The sequence below is a fragment of the Daejeonella sp. genome (genome assembly GCF_030684675.1).
GTDB lineage: Bacteria > Bacteroidota > Bacteroidia > Sphingobacteriales > Sphingobacteriaceae > Daejeonella.
On sequence record NZ_JAUXXZ010000004.1, the window covers coordinates 1 to 20,520 of the forward strand.

General features: G+C 39.9%; 22 protein-coding genes and 1 tRNA gene. 9 read left to right on the forward strand and 14 right to left on the reverse strand.

From position 1 onward, the window contains the following. Nucleotides 1-187: 187 nt before the first annotated feature. The 3 genes from Q8M41_RS00160 to Q8M41_RS00170 form a co-directional block, all read right to left on the reverse strand. Nucleotides 188-1,153 (reverse strand): isopenicillin N synthase family oxygenase, encoded by a 966-nt coding sequence (locus Q8M41_RS00160; RefSeq protein ID WP_305363205.1) that lies wholly within the window; start codon nucleotides 1,151-1,153, stop codon nucleotides 188-190. 966 nt (nucleotides 1,154-2,119) lie between these two features. Beyond that, nucleotides 2,120-2,623, reverse strand: coding sequence for a hypothetical protein (locus Q8M41_RS00165; RefSeq protein ID WP_305363206.1), 504 nt, complete (start codon nucleotides 2,621-2,623; stop codon nucleotides 2,120-2,122). 130 nt (nucleotides 2,624-2,753) lie between these two features. Then, nucleotides 2,754-2,978, reverse strand: a complete 225-nt coding sequence (locus Q8M41_RS00170; RefSeq protein ID WP_305363207.1) for a CDGSH iron-sulfur domain-containing protein — start codon at nucleotides 2,976-2,978, stop codon at nucleotides 2,754-2,756. A gap of 195 nt (nucleotides 2,979-3,173) precedes the next feature. Here Q8M41_RS00170 and Q8M41_RS00175 point away from each other — a divergent pair, with 195 nt between their 5' ends. Further along, nucleotides 3,174-3,479: a hypothetical protein gene (locus tag Q8M41_RS00175; protein ID WP_305363208.1), complete on the forward strand. Its 306-nt coding sequence runs from the start codon at nucleotides 3,174-3,176 to the stop codon at nucleotides 3,477-3,479. A gap of 379 nt (nucleotides 3,480-3,858) precedes the next feature. Here the strand turns inward: Q8M41_RS00175 and Q8M41_RS00180 are convergent, their stop codons facing one another. The 7 genes from Q8M41_RS00180 to Q8M41_RS00210 all read right to left on the reverse strand — a co-directional run bounded on the left by Q8M41_RS00180 (nucleotide 3,859) and on the right by Q8M41_RS00210 (nucleotide 7,646). Next, nucleotides 3,859-4,074 (reverse strand): hypothetical protein, encoded by a 216-nt coding sequence (locus Q8M41_RS00180; RefSeq protein WP_305363209.1) that lies wholly within the window; start codon nucleotides 4,072-4,074, stop codon nucleotides 3,859-3,861. A 136-nt stretch (nucleotides 4,075-4,210) separates the two neighbouring features. Beyond that, nucleotides 4,211-4,519, reverse strand: a complete 309-nt coding sequence (locus Q8M41_RS00185; protein ID WP_305363210.1) for a hypothetical protein — start codon at nucleotides 4,517-4,519, stop codon at nucleotides 4,211-4,213. 11 nt (nucleotides 4,520-4,530) lie between these two features. After that, nucleotides 4,531-4,722, reverse strand: coding sequence for a hypothetical protein (locus tag Q8M41_RS00190; RefSeq protein ID WP_305363211.1), 192 nt, complete (start codon nucleotides 4,720-4,722; stop codon nucleotides 4,531-4,533). A gap of 644 nt (nucleotides 4,723-5,366) precedes the next feature. Continuing rightward, nucleotides 5,367-5,819 carry a hypothetical protein gene (locus Q8M41_RS00195; protein WP_305363212.1) on the reverse strand — a complete coding sequence of 151 codons (453 nt, stop codon included), beginning with the start codon at nucleotides 5,817-5,819 and terminating at the stop codon, nucleotides 5,367-5,369. After that, the gene (locus Q8M41_RS00200; protein WP_305363213.1) at nucleotides 5,816-6,169 is read right to left on the reverse strand and encodes a hypothetical protein; all 354 of its coding nucleotides are present in this window, start codon (nucleotides 6,167-6,169) and stop codon (nucleotides 5,816-5,818) included. The genes Q8M41_RS00195 and Q8M41_RS00200 overlap by 4 nt, the downstream gene beginning before the upstream one ends. Before the next feature lie 279 nt (nucleotides 6,170-6,448). Further along, complete coding sequence (locus Q8M41_RS00205) at nucleotides 6,449-7,141, reverse strand: nucleotidyl transferase AbiEii/AbiGii toxin family protein (protein ID WP_305363214.1); 693 nt, start codon at nucleotides 7,139-7,141, stop codon at nucleotides 6,449-6,451. Continuing rightward, complete coding sequence (locus Q8M41_RS00210) at nucleotides 7,128-7,646, reverse strand: hypothetical protein (protein WP_305363215.1); 519 nt, start codon at nucleotides 7,644-7,646, stop codon at nucleotides 7,128-7,130. The genes Q8M41_RS00205 and Q8M41_RS00210 overlap by 14 nt, the downstream gene beginning before the upstream one ends. 65 nt (nucleotides 7,647-7,711) lie before the next feature. Here Q8M41_RS00210 and Q8M41_RS00215 point away from each other — a divergent pair, with 65 nt between their 5' ends. Continuing rightward, nucleotides 7,712-8,266: a hypothetical protein gene (locus Q8M41_RS00215; protein WP_305363216.1), complete on the forward strand. Its 555-nt coding sequence runs from the start codon at nucleotides 7,712-7,714 to the stop codon at nucleotides 8,264-8,266. Between the two features lie 183 nt (nucleotides 8,267-8,449). Here the strand turns inward: Q8M41_RS00215 and Q8M41_RS00220 are convergent. Then, a tRNA-Val gene (locus Q8M41_RS00220) sits at nucleotides 8,450-8,524 on the reverse strand. Between the two features lie 240 nt (nucleotides 8,525-8,764). On the opposite strand from Q8M41_RS00220, the gene Q8M41_RS00225 reads away from it, so the two are divergent. Next, entirely contained in the window at nucleotides 8,765-10,012 is a 1,248-nt protein-coding gene (locus tag Q8M41_RS00225; protein WP_305363217.1) for a site-specific integrase, read from the forward strand. 62 nt (nucleotides 10,013-10,074) lie between these two features. Beyond that, a complete protein-coding gene (locus tag Q8M41_RS00230) occupies nucleotides 10,075-10,497 on the forward strand; it encodes a hypothetical protein (protein ID WP_305363218.1) in 423 nt (140 codons plus the stop codon). A 288-nt stretch (nucleotides 10,498-10,785) separates the two neighbouring features. On the opposite strand, the gene Q8M41_RS00235 is transcribed toward Q8M41_RS00230, so the two are convergent. Both Q8M41_RS00235 and Q8M41_RS00240 read right to left on the reverse strand, forming a co-directional pair. Then, nucleotides 10,786-12,525 (reverse strand): hypothetical protein, encoded by a 1,740-nt coding sequence (locus Q8M41_RS00235; protein ID WP_305363219.1) that lies wholly within the window; start codon nucleotides 12,523-12,525, stop codon nucleotides 10,786-10,788. A 2-nt stretch (nucleotides 12,526-12,527) separates the two neighbouring features. Further along, nucleotides 12,528-13,298 carry a hypothetical protein gene (locus Q8M41_RS00240; RefSeq protein ID WP_305363220.1) on the reverse strand — a complete coding sequence of 257 codons (771 nt, stop codon included), beginning with the start codon at nucleotides 13,296-13,298 and terminating at the stop codon, nucleotides 12,528-12,530. Between the two features lie 1,441 nt (nucleotides 13,299-14,739). On the opposite strand from Q8M41_RS00240, the gene Q8M41_RS00245 reads away from it, so the two are divergent. The 4 genes from Q8M41_RS00245 (at nucleotide 14,740) to Q8M41_RS00260 (ending at nucleotide 17,520) form a co-directional block, all read left to right on the forward strand. Continuing rightward, nucleotides 14,740-15,072, forward strand: coding sequence for a helix-turn-helix transcriptional regulator (locus Q8M41_RS00245; RefSeq protein WP_305363221.1), 333 nt, complete (start codon nucleotides 14,740-14,742; stop codon nucleotides 15,070-15,072). Nucleotides 15,073-15,135: 63 nt separating this feature from the next. Further along, on the forward strand, nucleotides 15,136-15,555 hold the full coding sequence (locus Q8M41_RS00250) for an arsenate reductase ArsC (RefSeq protein WP_305363222.1): 420 nt from the start codon (nucleotides 15,136-15,138) through the stop codon (nucleotides 15,553-15,555). Nucleotides 15,556-15,733: 178 nt separating this feature from the next. Continuing rightward, nucleotides 15,734-16,813 carry an ACR3 family arsenite efflux transporter gene (gene arsB / locus Q8M41_RS00255; RefSeq protein ID WP_305363223.1) on the forward strand — a complete coding sequence of 360 codons (1,080 nt, stop codon included), beginning with the start codon at nucleotides 15,734-15,736 and terminating at the stop codon, nucleotides 16,811-16,813. Then, nucleotides 16,810-17,520 (forward strand): metallophosphoesterase, encoded by a 711-nt coding sequence (locus Q8M41_RS00260; RefSeq protein ID WP_305363224.1) that lies wholly within the window; start codon nucleotides 16,810-16,812, stop codon nucleotides 17,518-17,520. The genes arsB and Q8M41_RS00260 overlap by 4 nt, the downstream gene beginning before the upstream one ends. Before the next feature lie 116 nt (nucleotides 17,521-17,636). Here the strand turns inward: Q8M41_RS00260 and Q8M41_RS00265 are convergent, their stop codons facing one another. Beyond that, the gene (locus Q8M41_RS00265; protein ID WP_305363225.1) at nucleotides 17,637-18,011 is read right to left on the reverse strand and encodes a hypothetical protein; all 375 of its coding nucleotides are present in this window, start codon (nucleotides 18,009-18,011) and stop codon (nucleotides 17,637-17,639) included. Between the two features lie 445 nt (nucleotides 18,012-18,456). Between Q8M41_RS00265 and uvrB the strand changes: the two genes are divergently transcribed. Then, the gene (gene uvrB / locus Q8M41_RS00270; protein WP_305363226.1) at nucleotides 18,457-20,487 is read left to right on the forward strand and encodes an excinuclease ABC subunit UvrB; all 2,031 of its coding nucleotides are present in this window, start codon (nucleotides 18,457-18,459) and stop codon (nucleotides 20,485-20,487) included. The last annotated feature ends 33 nt before the right edge of the window (nucleotides 20,488-20,520 follow it).

Consider the following 20,520-nt stretch of genomic DNA (forward strand, 5'->3'; position numbering starts at 1 on the left):
CCCTAAAACAAAACTCGCAATCAGGTTGGAACACTAGTGTTCAGACTGTTATACTGCTCTAGGTTTTTTGCCTTATGCAAAATTAACGTCATTAATATTGATTTTTATACAATAAATTACCCCTCGCAATGACAAAACGCTACACTCGCAATGACACACCCTCCCCTTAAAAACCATTCAAATCCACTTACATCTTCAACCCAATCTCCCTCAAGCGCTCATCCAGATACTCACCGGCAGTGATGTCCGTATACGCTTTCGGATGCTCCGCATCGATACAAGAGCCCAGGGCAGTCAGGTCCATATCTGCTTTTGGATGCAGAAAGAAAGGAACTGAAAACCGTGAAGTTTTCATCAATTCACGCGGAGGATTAACCACCCGGTGAGTAGTGGACTTTAGCTTATTATTCGTTAAGCGCTGCAGCATATCCCCTACGTTTACTACAATATCTTCTACATTCGCCTTTACCGGATACCAGCGGCCATCGCGGGTTAAAACCTCTAATCCATCAGCACTGGCACCAATCAGCAGGGTGATCAGGTTGATATCTTCATGTGCTCCGGCGCGGACCGCATCAGCAGGAAGGCTATCGGGATTTTCAATCGGGAAATAATGAATAGCCCTTAAAATGGAGTTGCCATTATGCACTTTATCATCAAAATAATTTTCAGGAAGGTTCAGGTATACTGCAATTGCCCGTAATAAATGCTTTCCGGCATATTCCAGGCGCTGATACACCTCACGGGTTACCTTATTGAAACCCGGAAGCTCATTCACCTGGACATTATCAGGGTATTCCTCTTTGACATAATCGCCATCAGTAACCACCTGTCCGCTCTGCCAGAATTCCTTCAGATCGGGGGTTTTTGAATCTTTTGCTTTCTCCCTGCCCTTAGAGGTATAACCCCTCTGACCGGCAAGTTCCGGGATTTCATATTTTAACTTCTGCTCATCAGGCATGCTGAAGAATTGCTTTACTTCAGTATACAGCTCATTGATGAGCTCCTGAGTCATTCCATGATTGGCAATGGTTACGAAACCGGTATCATTAAAAGCCTTGCCGATATTATCCGAAAATTGCTTTCTCTGCTCAGGCGTACCCTTGATATAATCGTCAAGATCAAGACGCGGGATATTTACTTCTGCTGTCATAATTAATTGGTTAATTAAGGAATAAATATACAAGCAATTGTTAATAAGCTAAGATATAATGAAAATACGATAAGTTATTTAATTGATAATAAATTACTTACGTTATCAACATTTTACTGAAACAGAAACTGAGAGAAGGGTAATCTGACTGATATGGCGCTAAAAAGGAAATTTCTTCAGCCTGGCAAGCATGAGGACGATGATGAAAAGGAAGGCGAGAATTAAGAGGGTTTTCATGTTTTGTGTTTAGTATAACTGAGAAATAGAGATGTCAATTTACGCTTTTATGTGATGATATTTCTTATACTTTTTTCCAGCCGAGCAGCCTTCCAATCTGTCTTGCCGAACGTTCCACCTGTCATCCCGACACAGGAGGGAACTTAGCCATTATGAAGCAATATTTTCATCCCTTAGCACTGAGTTCCCTCAGCTGCTGAAGGGCAGCTTTCGGGATGACACGTTGTTCAATTGGAATTACTACTAAAGAATTACGAAACTTATCCATAACGATTTCCTGCTCGAACGTTCCACATGTCATCCCAAACGTTCCACCTGTCATCCCGACACAGGAGGGAACTTAGCCATTATGAAGCAATATTTTCATCCCATAGCACTGAGTTCCCTCAGCTGCTGAAGGGCAGCTTTCGGGATGACAGTACTTTTAATGACGTTTAGTGGTCTTAGTGGTGAGATTGCTTCTCCACCTTGGGTGGATCGCAATTGACACAAAAAGAAAAATCACCCTTGCAATACTAATATTTTTAGCATAATTTTACTTCATGACTGATCAGGAAAAAATCAAAGCCGCAATTAGCATGTTAAAAAAGCTGCAAAGGATGGTTGGCTTTTTTATGAAAAAAGAAATTTCAGAATTGATTAATAAGCTTGAAGATCAGGGTTTAAACAAGTCATTGAGTAAACCTTTAAAAAAAGAGATACAGCATAGATAAATTAAAAAAAGAAGCTTTATTTCTTCTGTGCCAGCATGATTCCGGACCTGATCAGTCCCTTATCTTTGGCTAATAAACTCACCACAACCGTCCCTTTATTACTTGTAGGAATAGAAATAGATTTAACAGGCTGTTTTAATAATTCTTTAATCTCATTATCAGGTTCCAGATCAAACACCATCATCCGCTTACTGATATCCGCCTCATTCAAAGAGATGACATCATTGTTTGAAATTAATTTAATGATCTGTCCGTTATCCATAATCAGACTAACTTCAGTCCCACGTTTTACTGTTGCAGCAATCGGCAGGTTCAAAAGCAAAAAATAAGTATCATCAAGTGCCCTGATTGAGAAACTCAGTTTGGTTACATCCCCACCATCTTTAAACAGGTACATTGAGGTTTGCCGGATATGCTCATTAGTCCGTTTATCAACCCTGTTTACAGCCAGAACCGGAGCCTGGGAAAAGGTTTCTATAGAGAAAAGAAGCAGAAAAAATATTAAAACTGTGGAGCGCATTTTCTTATACTTTGTTCAAAGGTAATTTAAAAAAATCAAAAATGAGATCAGACCAATGGTCTGATACTCAATTTCCAAGTGATTTAAAATACAAGCATAGCAAAAAAGGTGCCGCAACAATTAAATTATCTTAAACCTTTTTTGGAGGAAGATCAAAAGCGATCGCATCGTGCTCGAAGTGCCCGTTATGCGATCCATCACAGAAAGGTTTGTTTTTCGAAAGTCCGCAGCGGCAAATGGATAGAACCGTACGACCCTGCAAGCCATATACCCCACCATTCCGGTCAACGATTTCAAAATCGCCTTCTATTTTTACCGAACCATTACTATTGATTGTAAGTTTTGTTTTTGACATAATTGTTTTATTTGGAGCAAAGATAGGAAATTGGAAATAGGGAATTGGAAATAGGGAAGTTGATCAAAGGAAGATGTCATCCCGACGTAGGAGGGAACTTACTGGTGGAACTTAGAGAATGAATTGACTTTGGGAATGTAAATTTTGGAAATAATTGAAAAAGGACTATATTTAGTATGCAAAAAAACAAAACATATGAAAAAGTACCTAATGCTTCTTGTCGTAGCTCTATTCTTCACAGCTGCCAATGCCTTTGACAAAGGTGAATGGACCGGATTTATCAGTGATGATAAATGCGGTGCAAAAGGCAATAACAAAGGCCACGCAGCCTGCGCAAAAGATTGCGTAAAGAAAGGCGCTAAAATTATTTTCGTAAGTGGCGACAAGGTTTATGCGATTAAAGACACCAAAAAAGCCGAAAACTTTGTCGGTGAAGAGGTAACCATTACCGGTTCTATCACCAACGGTGTTCTGAAAATTACCAAATTGGTCAAAAAATAAGAAGAACCAGTTTAAAACGCATAATAGCAGTTTAAGCTAGTTGATTCTTTGTACAAATTCTTGATTCATTGGTGTCCGGTTAAAGCTTTTGTTTTTGACCCTTAAGGGCAATGTCCTTATCTAAGAGAAGGGGGCAAAATCTAATTTAAAAATGGGGTCGTGGCTTCCGCCACGATGACAGCTCAAAATTAAAAATTAAGGAGATTCCGGCGCGGAGGCCGGAATCGTATTCTCATTCTCATTGCAATCATGGCGGGTTTAACCCGCGACCTTTGTGGCTACAAGACCGATTCTTGCTAAACTCCCGGAATTAAATCCTGATAATGATGCACTTAAGCAATCAATAGAGGTTTTGGGATCAATATAGTACCGGACAACCTTAATCTTCCATCTCCGAACATGTCAAGCCCAATGAGCTAACCAATAATTGAATCTGTGCGGGCGAAGGATTATTCCCCACTATCCTTAGCACCTTATCGCAATCTTCCAGATCTACACTTACCTGTATAATGTGAGCAAATCTGCTAAGCAGATTTTGAAGGCTGCTCACTTCGGATTGCTTGCTTGCATTGGTTTTAAATATCAAAACTTCCATTTTCGATGTTTATCCTCTTTTGAGGATGCTTAAAGATTTTACCTCTGGTTGCATTAAGAATAAAGCTTATTAATTTGAAGGATTATTTTTTCTCTGCGCACTCTGAGTTGAACTTTGCAAACTCTGCCTTTAAAATTCAACATTTCCAATGCTGCATTTTCTCTTTAAACTGCTCTTGCTCTTCGGGGGTCATTTCCTTAAAGCGTTCGGCCATTCTTCCGCGCTTCCAGGAGGGGCCCATTTTGCCGCCCTTGCCGAAACCGAAAAGGATCTTGGACAGGATAAATATTCCCATCGCCTGCCAGAATGTAATGGCTCTTACGCCAAGTATCTCGGGTAGCAAATTGTTCCAGAGTAGCATCACTACATAGCTTACCAGTGAAAGGAAGGCAATCCCGATCAGGGGGAAAAATACAAACCGGCCTTTGTAAAATATCTTCTTCATAATTCTAAAATTTAATAATCATTAATCTCTTTATACAATTGTTTTAAGCGTTTGCGCAGGTGCAGCACAGCATAGCGTTTCCGTGTCACCAGGGTCTGAATGTTTTCCCCGGTAGTTTCTGCTATTTTCTGGAAGGGGATATTGTCCAGCTCCTGCCAGATGAATATCTGCTGCTGCTCTTTGGGCATTACGACTGCTGTCAATTTATTGCGGGTTTATTAAGTAGACGATTGAGGTATTAAAACATTTCAAATTATTTTAAATTATTTTCAATACTGGTTATAGGTTTCAAAGAATGTATTTAGGTGGGATGGCTGAAATGGGATAGAAAGGCATACTTAAACCAATTGACACATGATATAACTATCGTGTTGATAATCACTAGTGTCCAGGGAAAATTGAAATTGTCGGAATAATGATCTAATTCTTAACTCATAATTATTCTCTTTTCTTTTCCTGCAGCAGAAAAGAAACATGCCGAGGAGGAACGACGAGACCATGAGTACCTTAAAAACAATAGACAAAAACGAATAAATGCCGCCGCTGTCCCGAAGGTTCGGGAATGCTATTAAAGTTAATGGTTTGGCTTGGTCTGTGCGTACCGCACCATCCGCCCTGGGCGGAGGAAAAAAACGTAAACGGAGATTTTGTGCTTAGGCCAAAGCTTATCAACAGTCCTGTCAGAATAGGTTAAAATTCTGCAGGTTTCAAGTAAGTGAAATTATAAAAATTAATACAGTACTGAAGGATGGCTTTCCTTTTAAGACCGGATAAAAATCATTCAATAAATAAAAACATATTTTATTATGAACCTGATTTTAACCAGAAAATATGATCTTGATATTTGTTAATCTGCCTTTTTAAACTCCTGCCTCAATCCCGGTAATAAGCAAACAAAAAGTATAAGCAGGGCTAAAAAGATGTAAAAGGCATGCAGCCAGCTGACCGCCTGTATAAATACCATTTGGACTTGTATCCATATAATTAAAATAAAGGCCATATAGACGCTAAAAGTCCAGGACCAGTGCATATCATCAAAGCAATTGAGCATTTCAGCGAAGCTGCTTTTGGGTTTCTTTGATAAGGCGAATATCAGCAGGAATGGGGCGAGGCCCAGCACGCTGAACAGGATAATGCCCGGTATCAAAAAATTAGTAAAAGGCAAATGATCCAGCAAAGACAGCGGCATTCCCATTAATTGGCCGGATGGTGAAAGAATCAGCACTCCCCCACCGCCAATGGCGCCCAAACCCAAAAAAGCCAGCAAAGGAATTAAAAAATATAAAGCTCTTTTTTTCATTTGATGTAGAGTTGATAAACTGTAAGCACCAGGGTAATGAGTACAATGATGCTATAGATTTGCTTGTTATACTTTGCCAGCCATTCGGGCAAATAGATATCGAAGTTATACTTTTGAGATGAGGAATATTTACGGGCCATAATGGTTAATGGGCACATTTTATTAAAGATCGCCAAGACGACGACTTCTAAACATATGACTCCATAACCCAGCCAAAGCCATACATCCAATTTATTTTTAATTACAGCATACAGCATATAAAAAATAACAAAATTGAAAAACACCCATATTAAGGTATGTGCAATTTTGATCAGGGTTAAATTTGTTTCCTCCTCGCGGGACTGCTTCATACCTGAAAGCTTTTACCTTGTAAATTTGCTTATTTAAACGTCTGATAATAATGACATTGGTCATTGATGGGATTGATTTGGGTCATGGGATTTGCTTAGAGGCGGCGCAGATACAGAGAAGGAATAAGTGTAAAGTGGAGGGATATTATAGTGAATGTTACACTGAATATGCTCAGCAGAGTAGCTAAAAATCTGTTATAAAAAATTATGGATGTGAGGGGTTTTAGGGTTTAGGGTTTAGGTATCACATTCTACGGATACTTGTCATTCTTATAGCAGTCAGATCTTTGCTAAAGCAGCGAATCTTTCCCACTCTTCAAGGATACGATATGTTGCCGGAGGTGATCCTCTCTCCACATTGCTATCAATCCATTCATAAATATTCCTGTTTTGCGCTAGTTTATTAAATTCTTCAATTAAATATGACTTTACATTTTCCGGAGCATCTTTCATCTCCTTCCAAATAGTACTCCTGTTTTCAAGTATATATATAATATCTTCAAAATCATGACTGGTTCGTCCATCGCTCTTCCCGCGACTCTTGAAAGCTTCCATCTTTGTTGCTATAAAATATGGTGCGCTTAAGACTTTTACTGTCGTTTGATCGTCGATTATTTGTTCTATGGCATTTTGAAAGCCCTCTGGGTACCATTGATTTCTAAAGCCAATAGAGTCATCGTCGGTAGGCATAATATCTACAATAATACCGTTAATTCTATATCTACACACAACCTTAGATTCAAGATCATTATGAAAACCGATCGCTCGTAATTTTTCTTCCAGCTTAACTCTTCCAGTATAATTAAAAATTTCAACAATTACATCTACATCATCTGTAGGTCTGGGTTCGAATATTTGCCGGTCAGGATAAAGCGAAATCGTGGCTCCACCTACAAATACTACTTTATCCCTCAATTCCCCTAAAGCTCCATTTACAGCTTTAATTCTAATTATATTATTATGATGGTTCATCCATAATTTCTTTAAGGTGCTTTATTGCAATAGTTTTTTCCCTGTTACGTCCTACTCTTAAAACATCCACCAAGGCTAATAGCTTATAGAAAACTACATCCTGCTTTACTGCTTCAATTTGATTTTTATAAAGCGGTTCTATCGCCAATCCAATCGTATCTCCATTTATATCGGCCCATACATAGTTTTCGTTGCTCAAAAGCTGATTCTTTATATAGGGATGTGAATGTGCGGTTGCAATGCCTCTAACCATTGTACCAGGATGCTGAGGAAACACATAGGATATTCCATATTGCAAAAAATCCATAAGGTTTTGTCTTTTCACCTTTCGTCTATCATCCAGCAAGCCAGCATAATGGCTTCGATTTAAGGATTCTGAAATTTCGGACGTACTTATTGATAAACTATTTGCCAGGTAAAATAATCCTAATTGATCTTCCTTTATAGCTATGAGTTTTAACAGTATAGCTATATCTTGTGGGCGCATTCCGTTATGCTTTCTCATATTTCAAATATAAACAATCTTTTCCGCATTCCGCAAAATGCGGAATGCGGATTAATTAGATTATAATGGAATTACAAATTATTAATCTTCAACACAGATCTGATAGACTTTATCTACTGAAACAGGAATTAGCTATCCAGGAAATAACGAATTACAAGATATGGGATGGGGTTTTGGATATTCAGGGTCCCAAAGTTGGCATAGCTAAGGCACATAAACAGATTGTCAAATGGGCAAAGAAGTTAAATTTAGAATCCATAGTTATAGCAGAAGACGATATTATATTTACGGATAAAGGAGCCTATAACTATTTCATAAAACAAACTCCCAAAGAATATGATCTATATTTAGGGGGTATTTATTATGGATATATCAAACATGACCATTCAGTTCCTGATTTTTCTGGCTTGACTTTATATAGAATACATAAGCGGTTTTACAATAGATTTTTATCATGCGAGGATTTAGGCGATCTGGATAGGCAATTAGCAGCTAAAGGTAAGTTCATAGTTTGCGATCCCTTTGTCGTAAAACAACGAGCAGGATTTAGTGACAATGTTTTGAAGTATATTGATTATGAACAGCTTTTGGGAGGAAGGAATTTTTTTAAGCGAAAATAAAAATTTCATTGACGCTACTAAATTGATGTATAGTAAAAGTCTGTTGCGATTTACCAAAACATTTATAATGTTTGAGCCATTATTAATCGATAAAAAGAATACCAGCGGAAACAGACTGGAATTTTGAGTAAATGCCGAAAAACAACAAACCCCTCAGAACTTAATCTGAAGGGCTTTCTTCCGTGGGAGATACTGGGTTCGAACCAGTGACCCCCTGCTTGTAAGGCAGGTGCTCTGAACCAGCTGAGCTAATCTCCCGCTTTGGGACTGCAAATATAGGAGTAGAGAGGTGGATTGCAAAATTAATTTGTAAATAGCTGTAACATGCTAGAAAAGAACAGCTTGCAACAATCCCAAGCGCGCAATCCATCTTACTATATCCCCTATTCGACGCAGGCAATTGGCGTAGAGCTACAAAACCTGAAAGGTTTTAGTACCGTCGAATAGCGCACATGTTAGTACACTGTTAGTACAAGCGGGTGGCCATAAATCATTACTATGGTCTACTATAAGCTAGTTTTAAATGACAAAAGAGTACGAGAAGATAGTACGTATCCAGTTGAGATACGAATTACCTACTTACGGAAGAACACAACTATTACAACGGGCATTCGCGTCAGGAAAGAACAGTGGGATTCCCAAACCCAACAGGTTCGCAAGACCCCCAATTTCCAGAAGCTTAATCAGTCGATAAGCGAGATCTACCTGAAGGTACAGAAGATCGTTCATGAGCTTGACGACAATGGAACTTTCTCGTTTGTTGCTTTGAGAGAATACCTAGCAGGTAAAGCGAAGCCTGCTAAAGCTCCGAGGATTGAAATGACCTTTAATCAATATTCTGCTGATCTAGTCAAGAGCATGTTATCCATCAACCAGGTGGGTAACGCCTTGGTGTATCAAACAGCTTCAAATCGGTTGATAGGATTTGCCGAGGGACGGATGCTGAGATTTGCGGAGATTGACTACACGTTTCTTGAAAACTTCCAACGCCATCTCATTAGCAAAGGTGTTAAACAGAATTCTGTCAGTAACTATCTCAGGACCATCCGGGCTATATACAACAGAGCAATAAAAGCAAAGATCATAGATAGATCCTTTTATCCTTTTACCGATGTTCCCATTAAGTCTGAAAGAACTGCGAAGCGTGCTATACTGGCCACCGACCTTGCAAGGATTTATAAACTTGATCTAAAGGAGAATACAAGAGAATGGCATGCAAGGAATTACTTCCTTCTGAGCTTCTCACTTATAGGTGTTTCGTTTACTGATTTAGCTTATCTGAAACCAATCAATATCGTGAAAGGAAGGATCTTTTACAAGCGAAGAAAAACCAGAAAAGAATACAGCATTAAATTAACCGCAATAGCGCAGCGAATTATCAATTTATACAAAAGAAAGAATGAAAAGTACCTCTTACCAATCCTACCAGTTTCTGTAATCGAAGATTCATTGATTGCAAATCAGAAAATACATCAGTGGATCAAAACAACAAATAAATGGATGAAGGAACTTGCCAAGGACTGTGAAATTTCAGAAACGCTGACAACCTACGTTGCTCGTCATACATGGGCAACTACGGCAAAACGTCTCGGATACTCAAATGAACTAATTGCTGAGGCTATGGGGCATGAATATGGGAATAAGATCACTAATATCTATCTAGACAGCTTTGAACAAAGTGTGATTGATGAATTAAACGAAAAAGTAATAAACGCAATTATTATAAATTTGCCGGAAAAGAACTGATCGAATGAGTCACAGTAGCACACCAATACTTTAATAGATTGCGGATAATTAAAATCTTATCAATGAAGAGATCCGCATCTGTTTTCCTTATTCTGTTAGTTTTCATTTTCAGTTCATGCGACAAAGAGAGTGCTGGTAATCCCAATCTGAATGGCTCTTGGGAATCAAGTACAACAGATATTAAATTAACATTCAGAGATGGAAATTTCACTGCCAAAACCGATTATCCTCTATTCAACAACGGTTATCAGGTTTATACAGGCGAATACATTTTGGATGGAAGCAATATATATTTGACAGCGCATCAGGTTGAATGGTGGGATAAGGCTTATATGGTTGAGGCTAAAATCACGAAGTATGATAAACCTTTTATAGAACACTATAAATTCAAAATCAAAGGAGATATACTTGAATTTAACCGGATTAATATTCAAGCTCAGAATTTGCTCATAGATAATGCAGGGGTTTTTGAAAAGAAGAACTGAACTGTGCTAAATTACTCATAGCTGCTTGTTATAATTTTACCCGGACTGCTCAGTAATCTATCACAAGCCATCTTTTTATAGGCGAGTCCAGGTACCCTAAAATATTACCAACAATCCCTCTTATAGGGAAATGAAAGTCATTTCGAAAAAAAAGAGAAACTAAAGAGCTTTAAATTTATTATAAAGAAACGCGTAAAATTATGTCCCAAAAAATCAATGACCGATCAAAGTGAGTTCCTTAAATAAACCGGTCTTGATCTGCAAGTAATAGGGCTATAATATTTTTTTCTATCGGAAACTATAACCAAGAGATAAGCCCGCCCACGATCTCACGCGCCGGTCAAGGTAAGTTGGTGTCCACATTGCACGTAAGAGTAAGCCCTCCCTGAGTGGTTGCAGGCGGTAACCAAGATTAAAAACGGCAGCAACATCCAGGTCGGGTCCCTGAGAAGATTTATTTACTATAAACGAGGGAGTAAGACCCAGGCCTGTTTCAATGCCGCTACGTTCATTCCGAAAGATATAATTATAAGAAAGCGGAACTGACAAATGGGTACCAGGCTCATTGTTCTCGTAGGATGTACCTGTGTAACCCACTCCTATCCCGAAACCCGGTCCGTCATTTCTTCCGGGCCTTAAACGCATATCAAAATTCCCGGAGAGCCCGCGGCCATTGCCCCCTCCCTCAACAAAAATCGCTTTCCGATATTTTCCGGGCGGTGCCTTAGCTACAAACTCTTTTTGTTTCTTTTCCTTCGGAGAGGGTAAGATCAATTGTTTATTAAGACTATACCCGATCGATATGCCCGGCCAAAATGGAGGATAAAAATAGCCCTTCCCGATATACATAAAAGAATTGGTTGCTCTAAGCATCAAGCCTCTTGTTGCCTGATAACGATATCCTATAGTTAGTATTTCTGCTGACGTTAATTTGGGATGAGCTTCATCCGCATCCAAATCAATGAAGAAATTTTCGTTACCGGAAACATTATACAGAAGAGTAATTCCCAGGCCGCTTTCAAAACCGTGCTTTCTTTGGCCAACAATATAGTTGATCCCCAGAGGTACAGTTATATAATCGTCGAAATATTTATCCGGCACCATGCCTGCTCCTGCCCTGATACCAAAACCATCATTTCTGTTTCGCTTAAGGCGCATATCGTAGTTCGCGGTCAATATCAAGCCATTTCCAGCTAATTCGGCAAAAACGACTTTCCGGTGTTTTCCGTCTAAGGGCGAAGCCTGGATTTTATCCGGTTCTTCAATATTTTTTGAAAAACTATATTTATAAATCAGATCCAGACCGATAAAACCAGGACGTGTATTGAACGTCCCGTTATACATTTTGTCATTCATCTGAACTTTTAAAATCCCTGCTCCAATTGGTTTCAATCCAAAGCTCTTCCTTATACCAAACACTAAGCTACTCCCTGAACCTAAGCTTCTTTCTATTCCTATGGAGGAAGCGATGTTCAGATCGAACCTATGACCTGTTGCGGGGATGTCCACCAGCAGATCAGCCGGCAAAGTAGAAGGTACATCGGGATCAAAACGAACAGCACGGTTAAACCCAGCCTGGAAACCGTCATAGTTATCTGCGCTGTAACTATAGTACCGCAGGGAAGGCTCGGCAACAATCCGGACAGAGGTGCGTTCATTTAAATTGAATTGGCGTAAGGCACGAGCTGACAGCGCATGATAATGATAGGGATCAAAATAATTACTCCACCATATGTCACCCTTGTCCTGCTTCGTACCGAAGGCTGTACTTGGTGCAACGAAATCAATACCATAAACAACCGAGCCTAAGGCAAGTCCTGCACCGATCCCCCACTTCTGGTTAAGCATATAAGTATAAGTTGCTCCGAGATCAAAACCCATTTTCGTAGGACTGCTGATTTTTGCAGGAGATGGGTTCACAATTTCCGGTTTAGCACTTAGGTTCGGCGTGATACGAAACTCTATAGAACTTTGGCCCCTGACTATTTGAAAGGGTATCAGCAGCATAAAAGCCAATAATCTAAACATGTTCATCGATTGAATTTTTCAGGTTCCTTATATCTTCTCACCAGCGAGTAGCCGAACTGTAAAGCCACATAACTGCCTGTATCACTGAATGTCCCACTTTGTTTCCCGCTAGTCTGGTAAAGGTTATATTGTCCGCTGTTATACCTTACACCTGAAAAGCTGGCATTGACTCCAAAAAAGATCTGATTGCCGTTCCTCAAAGTTTTTGATGCCCGCACATTCGCCGTATAGCTTAACCATGGCTTATGTTCAGGAAAATCTACACGGATATTCTGTATTGGGTGATTAACATGCGAATCATCGTAATAAGAGGAGCCGCTTTGTAAACCGTAATCATTTAATTGACTTAGACTAACTCCCGCCATAATTGAAGGATGCCATTTGCCGATCTTTTTTGCTGAGGTATAGCCAGCTTGAATCGGAAAATAGATATGTCCGTTTACGAGGTTGACATTTGTTTGCCCAAAATTGGAAATACTGGGACCTCCGGCAGGAAAATCATTGTAGTCAATATTGAACTTGTAAGCAACCGGAATCATTCGGAAGTGTATTCCTGAGACAAAAGTAAAGCCACTCTGGCTCACTCTATGGTAGTCTACGCCAGCCGAAAATCCGGGGGAATTCAATCTTTTCATGACGTCCTTATCAGTTGTCCTGGTGATGATAGTGCCCGTTCTGAACAGGGGTTGAACGTCAATGGATATATATTCCCGGCTCTTATGGGCTGCCTGCTGCTTTAACAGGATACTATCCTGGGCATAGGAAAAACTCATATTCGCCAACATAAGCATAGTCAATAATAGCCCGGCCGGCCAAACCGTTCGGGCGGGCTTATTCGATAGTAATTGCAATAAAGGCATAGCTAACGGGGTAGATCGTCATTTAAATATAACTTAAAATTTGTTTACTATATCATTGTATTACACTATTAGAAACACGCAACAAGGTAAATATTCTACCAGAGCAGGATTACAGCTTGTTTAGTCACTATTAATTTAAAAGGCAAGCAAAGATCATCCAGCTTAACAGAGCATCCTGAGTTTTAGAATATCATCCTTACAAAAGATGGTTATCTTAGTTTCGCTGATGAATTAATTCAATCAATGATTGCTCTATTACTAGGCTAACGTAATCTTAGTACATTGTTGGAAAAAAGGCAGACATTTAGTGCTGTAACAGCGTGTTTAACAAACCATAATCTCTACCACAATTAGAAGCAAATGCGAATATTCCTTTTCCTCTTTCTTTTAGCTCTATAGTCCGAACTGAGATTCTTGTGATTAAATGATTCGTAGGATTCAAACCTAATAAGGGAAATCATAGAAATCTTAAAAATCAAATAAATCACAGTTCAGACAATGAATGTGGCTAAGATGTAATCCTGGTCTGAAATCATGAGCGTTTATAAAGAGAATTTGTATCTTTAATAAAACTCTTTCAATAACATGTCCAGGGAACTCATTAACAATGGATTAAGGATATTATGTGTGCCTGTTATCCTTTTTATTCTCTTGCTTCCATTCTCGTTCCTGACTGGATGGAATAATGGAATATAGGTACGGCTTTATTTTGCTGGTTTTTCCTGATTCCTTTTGTTGCTGAGTATGTTCCAACTATTTTTTCGGCCGACAAAAATCAATTGAAGGAATCGCTTATCGGAATGTCGATCTTTTATTCTTTTATGATATTCATGATCTATAAACACTACTATTCAGACTTTTTTTTCATTATGATGCTGAGTGCTGTGGTTAATATGGGGTCAATAAGTATTATTTCTAAGGTCAAGAGAATGTATAGAAACCCCTCGTACTAGCATAATTTACCGCACCAAAATTATCTTATCTTTATTCCTAAAGCACTGTAAATGATGACCCTAGCATATCTAAATATATCAGGTCCTGAAGTCATTTTGATCATTTTGTATTTCTTGCTGATCATTTGGGCCGGGCATTATGGTCGCCATACAGTATTAGGCTACTGGGGTACAATTATGATTGGGCTATTCGCCAGCCCACTCTTAGCCTTCGCAATAGTTTTTTACCTAAGATCCACCAGGCCTTTGCTTTGAATGTCACCCTGATGAAAATCAGGGCCAATAACAAGAGTAACCTGCCTACCGAAAAACTTTAAAATAAATACCCGGATAGTTTACTAAGTCCTTCAAAATAATATTGCAATATACAATAATCAATCGTAATATTGCAATATACAATTATGGGACTAACAAAAGCAGATATCTTCAGCAAAGAACAAAACAGATTAGCTATGCTCCTGAAAGCATTGGCTCATCCTGCACGGATTGCGATTCTTCAACGAATCATGATCTCAAATACCTGTATCTGCGGGGATTTGGTTGGTGAATTAGGTCTGGCGCAGGCAACCATTTCACAGCATCTTAAAGAATTAAAAAGCATCGGACTGATCAAAGGTTCGATCGAAGGGACCAGCGTATGCTATTGCATTGACCCGGATACATGGAAGGTATTGGAATCAGTCATGAAGGATTTTCTGGCTAATTATAAAGGAAAAACGATCTGCTGCCAGTAGAAATGTATAAAAAGTAAGTACAAACAATCCCGTACTTACGGGAGAAATTGATAAAAATAACAGATGAAAAACATACTCGTACTCTGCACAGGCAATAGTTGCAGAAGCCAGATAGCTGAAGGTTATCTGAGACATTATGCTGGTGAAAAAGCGAATATTTACAGCGCCGGAATTGAAACTCATGGTGTGAATCCGAGAGCCATTAAAGTGATGGCCGGAGATCATATCGATATCTCAAAACATACCTCCAATAATGTCAATGAATACCTTGATATCCCCTTCGATTATGTGATCACCGTTTGCGATAATGCGAATGAAGCCTGTCCGTACTTCCCGGGAAATGTGGAACGCTTTCATTTTAATTTCCCCGATCCTGCGAAAGCAAAAGGAACGGAAGAAGAGATAATGGAGGAGTTTAGGAGGGTGAGGGAGATGATTAAGGTGTATTCAGCGGAGTTTATACAGAAACATTTAGGAAAATGAGCCAGTTAGATAATGAGCAAATTAGATAATGAGCAAATGCTCAGGAAACATATACTGTAGGAATTTTGCTACTGACCGCCCAGGGCGGTCAAATGTTTATAGAATTGTTTACACGGAAATCCCGACCCTGAAGCTATCGGGATGGTAATTAGTAAATGCATCCATAACCAAAACCACCATGTCAGCAACAAACTGCGCTCCTGCGCATCAACGAAAGAAACTAGGCTTTCTCGACCGCTACTTAACCATATGGATATTCCTTGCGATGGCAGCAGGTGTAGGGATAGGCTATTTTATCCCTTCGGGTGCCGGGTTTATTAATTCCTATTCGAGCGGGACAACAAACATTCCCTTAGCTATCGGATTAATCCTGATGATGTACCCGCCCCTCGCGAAGGTAAAATATGAGAACCTTGGAGAAGTGTTCCGTAATACAAAGGTGCTGAGTGCTTCCCTGATTCTGAACTGGATCATCGGACCGGTACTTATGTTTTTTCTTGCGATAACTTTTCTCGCTGATAAGCCTGAATACATGGTTGGTTTAATCTTAATCGGACTTGCGCGCTGCATCGCAATGGTGATTGTGTGGAATGAACTTGCAGATGGAAGCAGGGAATATGCCGCCGGTTTAGTTGCCTTAAACAGCATTTTCCAGGTGTTTTTGTACAGTGTTTATGCCTATGTATTTATCACACTCCTGCTCCCGGTCTTTGGTTTTGAGGGCTCAGAAGTGAATATCACGATCGGAGAAATCGCTAAATCAGTCGGGATCTATCTTGGTTTACCCTTTGCAGCAGGAGTAATCAGCCGCTATGGCCTGATTCGAATTAAAGGCGAAGAATGGTACGAAAAGAAGTTCATCCCATTCATCTCACCAATCACGCTGATCGCCTTACTTTTCACAATTCTGGTTATGTTTAGTTTAAAGGGTGAATTAATCGTACAAATCCCTTTTGATGTTGTCAGGATTGCGATACCTCTCGTCATTTACTTTGCCGTTATGTTCCTTGTGAGCTTCTTTTTCGGAAAGGCTTTGGGAGCTGACTATTCTAAAAATGCATCCATTGCTTTTACATCAGCCGGCAATAACTTTGAGTTAGCCATTGCAGTCGCAATTGGGGTATTTGGAATTAACTCGGGTCAGGCCTTTGCCGGAGTAATCGGTCCGCTGGTAGAAGTACCGGCATTGATCGCGTTGGTTAATGTCGCATTCTGGCTTCGGAAAAAATATTACAAACCTGTAGCTAGTATTGAATGAAGATTGCCCTTTTCTCAGATATTCATGCCAATCTTCCGGCATTTGACGCATTTTTAAAGGATCTGGATAGCAGAAAAGCGGATGCAATTTACTGCCTCGGCGATCTGGTGGGCTATAATGTATGGCCAAATGAAATTATCAATGAGATCAGGAAGCGGGGGATTGCGACGCTGATTGGAAATCATGATCTGAAAGTTAAAGCACTGCCTCAAATCACAAAAGAGGAATTGGCTACCTCCGGAAAAGATTATGCCTATCATATCATTGAACCCGAAAACAGAGCCTATCTTCAAAACCTCCCATCGCATATTAAACTGGAATTTAAACTACATGATCAGGAGTTTAATGTATTGATGGTTCATGGTAGTCCCAGAAGTGTTGATGAATATGTTCTTGAAAATACCGATTCAGTGTATGTGACAGAACTGATGAATGAATCGGGTGCCAATATCTTATGTGTCGGGCATTCTCATAAACCCTATCACCGGATTATCAGTCGGGATAAACAGGTGATCAATATCGGCTCGGTTGGAAAACCCAAAGATGGGAATCCGCAGGGATGTTATGTGATGCTTACTCTGGATGATATTAATCCCATTAATGTAGAATTCATTCGTTTTGATTATGATGTTGATAAAGCAGTAAAAGGAATTGAAGAGAGTCCGCTGCCGGATGAGTTTGGAGAGAGGTTGAGGGAGGGGGTTTGATATACCTCATTTTGTCTGAACTGTGATTTTTATGATTAGAGTGATTGTTTGTTTGATTCATGCTATCATAATAATCATATAAATCACCTGAATCACAGTTCAGACAAAAGATAATACTATAATTCCGAATAAATTACCTTATCCCCTAATTTTAGTTCGGTTATATATTTGGTGCCTTTCACCGGACTAAAACCGCTAAAGAAATTGGATTTTAAATAAAGTACGCTGACTTCACGGTTTTGCAATTCCTTCTGCAGGGTATCCAGATTGAGTCCCTTCTGCAGTCCATGATTGATATAAAAAACTCCACTCGTGTTATTGAGCTTAAGGATTACATTATCCCCGGAACCTTCAGTAACTCTGTCTACTGTCGTATTGATAACAATAGAGTTCTCTCTGTTGACCGGGATCGGACGGAACACAAGGAATAGTAAAGCAACAATTAATAGCGTAAATATTATTATCCCTGATTTACCCGAAAGATTTTTCATGATGGTTTGCACTGGTTATCAGCAAGATAGTAATTAAATATTGAAATGCATAGACCTGCGCCAGGGAAGATTTTTTTGATTAGTTTGATTCATATAATTCCTGACTTACCAAATCATGGATAATTTGTCAATGAGTTGATTTGTCAATTTGTCGAGGTAGGATGTAATCCCTGCCGGCAGGCAAGGCCGATCCGCCCTTCGCGGGAGGGAACTTCGCTGAGTTAGTCAAATTTTGCTTCAGTCTGCTAAGTTCCTTCTCCGCCCAGGGCGGATCAGGATGACAGGTTTCGATTGCTTAAGAATTCCCTTTGGTTGGTGTTATCACCGTACCATAAGCAACATCCTCCACACGAAGGCCATCGGGTTGCTAATTTAATCATTAGCTCAACTCGATAGCAATCGGTTCTCTAATTAAAACACTTCTTTGCTATCTTTGCGCCATCCTATGGAATTCAAACTCACTTCAGAATATTATCCCACTGGCGACCAACCTGAGGCGATAAGACAATTAGTTGAAGGTGTTAATGCAGGAGAGCATTATCAGACCCTGCTGGGTGTGACAGGTTCTGGTAAAACCTTTACCATTGCCAATGTGGTGCAGCAAACGCAAAAGCCAATGCTGGTACTTAGCCACAATAAAACCCTTGCAGCCCAGCTTTATGGAGAATTCAAGCAATTCTTTCCGGAGAATGCGGTGAATTACTTCGTTTCCTATTATGATTATTATCAGCCTGAAGCTTATATAGCCTCATCGAACACCTACATTGAAAAGGATCTTCAGATTAATGAGGAGATTGAAAAACTAAGGCTGCGCACTACCTCTTCACTTATGTCGGGAAGGCGTGATATCATTGTGGTATCATCCATTTCCTGCATTTATGGTATGGGAAATCCGGAGGATTTTTCAAATTCAATATTCCGCTTTGCTGTTGGCACAAAGATCAGCCGGAATGCTTTTCTTCACCGCCTGGTCGAAATACTGTATTCCAGAACAACAGTGGATTTCCGTCGCGGGACATTTAGGGTGAAGGGTGACACCGTAGATATCTACCCGGCCTACATGGATTTTGCCTACCGGGTTTCTTTTTATGGCGACGATATCGAAGAGCTGAGCACAATTGATCCGGCATCAGGAAAAACATTAGAGAAAATGGATCATCTGGCCGTTTTCCCGGCGAATTTATTTGTCACCCCAAAAGAAAGGCTTACCCAATCCATCTGGGCTATTCAGGAAGAACTTGAAAACCGTAAACAGCAGTTTATAGATGAAAAACGATTTTTAGAAGCTAAAAGACTCGAAGAGCGGGTTAACTATGACCTGGAGATGATCCGGGAGCTTGGTTATTGCAGTGGAATCGAAAATTACTCCCGCTTTTTTGATGGAAGAACCCCTGGAATGCGCCCGTTCTGTTTGCTGGATTATTTCCCGGATGATTATCTGATGGTGATTGATGAAAGTCATGTTACCGTTCCACAAATCAGGGCAATGTATGGAGGCGACCGTTCCAGAAAAATCTCTCTGGTAGATTATGGTTTCCGCTTGCCGGCGGCTCTGGATAACCGTCCCCTAAACTTCAATGAATTTGAAAAACTTGCCCCACAGACCATTTATGTAAGTGCCACTCCCGGCGATTACGAATTGGAGCAAACTGAAGGGGTATTTGTTGAGCAGGTGATCCGGCCCACTGGACTCTTGGATCCGGAAATTGAGATTCGGCCAGTTGTAAATCAGGTAGACGACCTCCTTGATGAGATTGATAAAACCGTCAAACTAGGTGACAGGATACTTGTTACCACCTTGACCAAAAGGATGTCTGAAGAGCTTACCAAGTATATGAACCGTCTCGGAATTAAGGTAAGATATATTCATTCTGAGGTAAAAACAATGGAAAGGGTTGAGATTCTAAGAGATCTGAGGCTTGGAGTAATTGATGTCTTAATTGGGATAAACCTGCTGCGTGAAGGTTTGGATCTTCCGGAAGTATCATTAGTAGCTATTCTGGACGCTGATAAAGAAGGATTTCTTCGCTCTGAACGATCTTTGATTCAAACAATTGGCCGCGCTGCCCGAAATGACCGCGGTCGGGTAATCATGTACGCTGATAAAATCACCAATAGTATGCGTGTCACCATTGAAGAAACCAATAGAAGGAGAGAGAAACAGATCGCATACAATACTAAACATGGTATTACACCAACAACAGTTGGAAAATCCCGTGAAGCCATCATCGAGCAGACTTCAGTAATGGATTTTAAAGGTGGTGTTCAGAAAGCTTACATCGAGAAGGAAATGACCGACAATCTAGCCGCTGATCCTATTGTTCAATACATGACCAAATCCGAATTACAGAAATCTATTGATAAAACGAAAAAGGATATGGCACTTGCCGCCAAAGAAATGGACTTCCTTCTCGCAGCTAAACTAAGAGATGAGATGTTTGCACTGGAGAGGGTGATGGAGGAGAGGTTTAAATAATTGAGAGGGGAGAGTGGAGAATTGAAAATGAAA